Raw genomic sequence first — 1351 nt, forward strand, 5'->3', positions numbered from 1 at the left:
GGACTGACAGTGAGGATGTGACGTGGCTTCTCCGACGGGTCTGACTCACGGACTGACCGACGTCTCGACTGTCTTGTTTGGGATTTGTCGATCCGCTCGGAGGAGCCGCCTCGCACGCGACCGGACGGGCGACCGTGACCTAATAGGAGCTTGGTCAAGAAGCCCCGCCACTGTCCTGTCCGCCCGCCCGGCCGGCGCGTGCCGCCCCACCGGGATCAGCGAGAGGACGGCAGTGACCAGCATGACGGACCAGGCCCTGGAAGTCACAGGCGGCGTCGACACGCATGGCGAGACCCACCACGCGGCAGTCGTCGACCGCCTCGGCCGCCATCTGGCCGACCAGGAGTTCGAGGCCACCGGCCCCGGATACCGCAAGCTCCTGGTCTGGCTGCTCGCCCAGGGCACCGTGACCGCGGTCGGCGTGGAAGGCACCGGCGCCTACGGCGCCGAACTCGCCCGCGTCCTGCGCACAGCGGGACTGAAGGTCGTCGAGGTCGACCGGCCGGACCGCAAAACCCGCAGGCTGAAGGGCAAGTCCGACCCGATCGACGCCTACGCCGCCGCCGTGGCGGTCGCCGCCGGCCGGGCGAGCGGGACACCCAAGACCCGCACCGGTGTCGTGGAGGCCGTGCGCGCCCTGCGGGTGCCGCGCCGCTCAGCGGTCAAGTCCCGCACCCAGGCGGTCAACCAGGCCCGGCAACTGCTGGTCACCGCGCCCGAGAGCCTGCGCGCCCCGCTGCGCGGGCTGACCGCCGCCCAGCTGGCGAAGGCATGCGCGCGGCTGCGGCCCGGCCACGATCTCGCCGACCCGCTGCACGCCGTCAAGGCCGCGCTGTGGCGGCTGGGCCGGCGGATCCTGGCCCTGACCGAGGAGATCGACGAGCTGGAGGCCGAGCTGAAGACGCTCACCGCCCAGGCCGCCCCCGAGCTGCTGGCCTTGCAAGGTGTCGGCGTGGACGTGGCCGGACAGCTGCTGGCCACCGCCGGGGACAATCCTGACCGGCTGCGCTCTGAAGCCGCCTTCGCCCACTTGTGCGGTGTCGCGCCGATACCGGCCTCCTCCGGACGCCGGGACCGCCACCGGCTCAACCGCGGCGGAGACCGGGCAGCCAACCACGCCCTGCACACCATCGTGCTCTGCCGTCTGCGCTGGGACGACCGAACCCGCACCTACATGGAACGACGCACCCAGCAGGGCCTGTCGAAGAAGGACATCATGCGCTGCCTCAAGCGGCACGTCGCCCGTGAGATCTACCGCGTCCTCCTGCGATCCCTCGACCACCGCACCACCACCCGACAAACCACACAACGCGCTCTCACTGAAGCCGCTTGACATCCATAGGAGCATCCC

Annotated in this window: 1 protein-coding gene; it reads left to right on the forward strand. The window is 71.1% G+C overall.

Annotated features, from left to right (window positions below; translation table 11 throughout):
* Window positions 1–241: 241 nt before the first annotated feature.
* Window positions 242–1333: an IS110 family RNA-guided transposase gene (locus IF83_RS0129390; protein WP_037682049.1), complete on the forward strand. Its 1092-nt coding sequence runs from the start codon at window positions 242–244 to the stop codon at window positions 1331–1333.
* Window positions 1334–1351 lie beyond the last annotated feature (18 nt).

This window comes from Streptomyces albus subsp. albus, assembly GCF_000719865.1.
Lineage (GTDB): Bacteria > Actinomycetota > Actinomycetes > Streptomycetales > Streptomycetaceae > Streptomyces > Streptomyces albus_E.